The sequence below is a fragment of the Peribacillus sp. genome, assembly GCF_059453735.1.
Map to the genome: position 1 here is coordinate 1 of NZ_JAZVJO010000452.1, position 3,764 is coordinate 3,764.

Annotated in this window: 3 protein-coding genes; all 3 read left to right on the forward strand. The window is 39.8% G+C overall.

Going from position 1 to position 3,764, the window contains the following annotated elements; translation table 11 throughout:
• Nucleotides 1–36: 36 nt before the first annotated feature.
• Nucleotides 37–978 carry a primosomal protein DnaI gene (dnaI, locus tag AC52RT_RS14895; RefSeq protein ID WP_495541470.1) on the forward strand — a complete coding sequence of 314 codons (942 nt, stop codon included), beginning with the start codon at nt 37–39 and terminating at the stop codon, nt 976–978.
• A gap of 128 nt (nt 979–1,106) precedes the next feature.
• Complete coding sequence (gene ytxC, locus AC52RT_RS14900; RefSeq protein WP_495541471.1) at nt 1,107–1,988, forward strand: sporulation protein YtxC; 882 nt, start codon at nt 1,107–1,109, stop codon at nt 1,986–1,988.
• A 390-nt stretch (nt 1,989–2,378) separates the two neighbouring features.
• A partial coding sequence (gene thrS, locus AC52RT_RS14905) for a threonine--tRNA ligase (RefSeq protein WP_495541472.1) occupies nt 2,379–3,764 on the forward strand: 1,386 nt, incomplete at its 3' end.

The following is a 3,764-nucleotide window of genomic DNA, read 5'->3' on the forward strand; positions in this document are numbered from 1 at the left end:
AAAATGAAAAATCTTAAAAACAGGGGGTGATCAATGATGGAAAAAATAAATACGGCGCTTAATAAACTAGCGAATACTGGTCAATTTAAAAAACGGTATGATCATTTAAAAGATGAAGTGTTAAGTGACCCGGATATCGTACTGTTTTTGAATGAAAATAGTTCGACGGTAACGAATGAAATGGTTGAAAAAAGTTTGGTCAAGCTCTATGAATTCACCACACAAAGTAAGCATAATTGTGAAAAATGCCCGACTCTTGGGGAGTGTAACAATGTCTTGAAGGGCTATCAGCCTCGATTGATTATTCAAGGCAATTCACTAGATTTACAATATGATATGTGTCCGCGTAAGGCGGTTGATGATGATAAAAAGAAACGCGAAAAGCTGATTCAAAGTCTCTATGTCCCTCGTGACATCTTATCGGCATCAATCCGTGACTTTTATCAAACGGATTCTTCAGCAGGACGAATGGAAGCAGCTGAAAAGGCCACCATTTTTGCAACAGAATATGAAGCAGGTAAGAAACAAAAAGGGTTATATCTTCATGGTCAATTTGGCGTTGGAAAAACCTATTTGCTCGGTGCAATCGCTAATGAGCTGGCTGAACGGAAGATTTCTTCGATGATTGTTTATGTGCCCGATTTCCTTAGAGAATTGAAGGGATCAATTGGTGATAACACCTTAAACAGCAAAATTGAAATGGTGAAGAAGGCCTCAGTATTGATGTTGGATGACCTTGGTGCTGAATCCATGACAAGCTGGGGAAGAGACGAAGTCATCGGTCCAATTCTACAATTCAGAATGCTTGAGAATTTACCGACATTCTTTACTTCAAACTTTAATTTTGCAGAGCTTAAGAATCATCTTACCTTCTCGCAACGTGGCGAAAAGGAAGAAGTCAAAGCAGCTCGAGTGATGGAACGGATCATGTATCTTGCAGATCCTATTCATCTTGATGGGAAAAATCGCCGGCATTAAGTTTTAGCGAAATACTCTCATGGCCGTCCATTCTTGGACGGCTTTTTTTTTTGATAGACGTTCTGCTTCTAAATAAACAGCTTATCCCATATATATGAAGTACATAAGCATATGTAGGGGGGGATTTGGTGCATATTTATTTTCAAGATAATGGAGAGGCAGAGAAGTTGAAGACTATCATCTCTGACCACCCGCTGTGGACAGAGCTTCACACATTTTTTCATTGGCTTTCTAAAAATGAACTAATCGTTGATCTGGAGAGCGAGTATATGGAAAAGATGCATATGCTCCTTAGTGATGCGTTCTATACGTTTTTTTTAACAGAAAAAATTTGGGAATGGCTTGAACAAATTATTAGACTGCGCTTTTATTTTCGTGAACGTGATGAAATTGATGCCATCTTGGATATTTCAGCGGCGATTATAGAAGGAGAGAGATTGACTGGTGAGAATCTTCCGCTGCGGAAAATTAGAGAGATGATTTCGGAAGGACTGGCTGCAGTTATTTTTGCAGACGGTCAAAGCTTTTCCTTCGACTCGTTTGCAATGTTTCGACTTAGAGCGATTTATGATATTCTTGGAGCCTATGTAGAACATGCAATTGACGAGTATAAGCTGGAACAAGATTATCAAAGCTTTCTTGCGTCATTACGTGATTGTTTAAAGCGACAGGAGCCGAAGATGAAAGTCCTGCATTTACTTCATCAAAATGACTTTAGTTTTTATACAGGAGATTTCCGTAAAGTAGATAAGAAGGAACTACAAATGCTGATCAATCGGCGGCTATTTTCGGGGAATTTAATTTATGTAGATTCAACTACCCTTGCCCCGCTTATTTCCCTTGCACCAGAACGTGTCTATCTTTATAGTGATCATGCAGAGGATGGTCATGTGCGGGCAATCGTACGATTATTTGAAGAACGCAGTATTATTCGACCCATTACCACTTTTTTTGAATTGCAAAAAAAAGCGATTCAGCCGTGGGATGACGAAGCAATACCTGGTTTATAATAAAAAAACGGTATGAACTGAGTAAAAAGCCCTTGATTTTCATTACATAACAACTTATAATTTGCTACATACTAATTTTATACATTTTAACGTTACGATTGAGGGCACGGGTATTCTTATAACCAGTTAGTAGAGAGGGAAGTCATGGCTGAAAGCTTCCTAGCATGGACAGAACACTTACCGCCTCAGAACTTCAGCCTGGAAAACATGTGTGAGTAATGGCTGACGGAAAACCCCCGTTATCTGGTTACGAGTGTCGTTTTATCTGAAAGGGTGAAGCGGAACGAGGGTGGAACCGCGGGTCTTAATTAATTTATTAAGCTCGTCCCTGTATTTTATACAGGGGCGGGCTTTTTTGTTTGTTCTAAAAATTAGAAGGAGTGGTATTGCATGTCTGAATTACTAAATATTACATTCCCTGATGGCGCTGTAAAGGAATATCCGTCAGGTATTTCGATTGAAGAAATCGCTGCTTCAATCAGCCCAGGGTTAAAGAAAAAATCGATCGCTGGAAAAGTGAATAACGAAATGTATGATCTGAAGCGTCCAATTGAAGAAGATGCTGCCATTGAAATCATTACTCAAGATAGCGAAGCTGCTCTTGAGGTATTGCGTCACAGTACAGCTCACTTAATGGCACAAGCTGTTAAACGCCTCTATAAAGGTGCGAAATTCGGTGTAGGTCCCGTGATTGAAGGCGGATTCTACTATGATATTGATTTAGAAGAATCACTGACTCCAGAAGATCTGCCGAAGATTGAAAAAGAAATGAAAAAAATTATCAATGAAAATATTGAAGTAGTTCGTCTTGAGGTAAGTCGTGATGAAGCAATTAAACGATTTAAGGGAATTGATGACGAATATAAATTAGAACTAATTGAGGCCATTCCAGCTGATGAGCAAGTAACTATTTATGAACAGGGCGATTATTTCGACCTTTGCCGCGGCGTTCACGTTCCTTCAACTGGCAAGATTAAAGAATTTAAGCTGCTTAGTATTGCCGGAGCTTATTGGAGAGGGAACAGCGATAATAAAATGCTTCAACGTATTTATGGTACTGCCTTCTTCAAAAAAGAAGATCTTGCGGAACATATGCGTTTACTTGAAGAAGCAAAAGAGCGTGACCACCGTAAAATTGGGAAAGAGCTTCAATTGTTTACAAGCTCACAATTAGTAGGTCAAGGCCTTCCATTATGGCTGCCAAAAGGTGCGACTATCCGTCGTGTAATCGAGCGGTATATTGTTGATAAAGAGCAGCGTCTTGGCTACGATCATGTGTATACTCCTATAATGGGAAGTGTCGATTTATATAAAACATCCGGCCACTGGGAGCATTACCAGGAGGATATGTTCCCGGTAATGGACCTTGATAATGAGCAGCTGGTTCTCCGTCCGATGAACTGTCCGCATCATATGATGGTTTATAAAAACAGCATTCACAGCTACCGTGAGCTGCCGATTCGTATTGCGGAACTTGGAACACAGCATCGTTATGAAATGTCCGGTGCTCTATCTGGTCTTCAGCGTGTTCGTGGTATGACGTTAAACGATGCTCATATCTTTGTACGCCCAGATCAAATTAAAGATGAGTTCAAACGTGTAGTGAACTTAATTCTTGCTGTTTATAAAGATTTCGATCTTAATGATTACTCATTCCGTCTTTCTTATCGCGATCCTGCCGATACTGAAAAGTATTTCGATGATGATGCCATGTGGGAAAAAGCACAAAGCATGCTGAAAGAAGCCATGGATGAACTAGGCTTAGATTACTTCGAA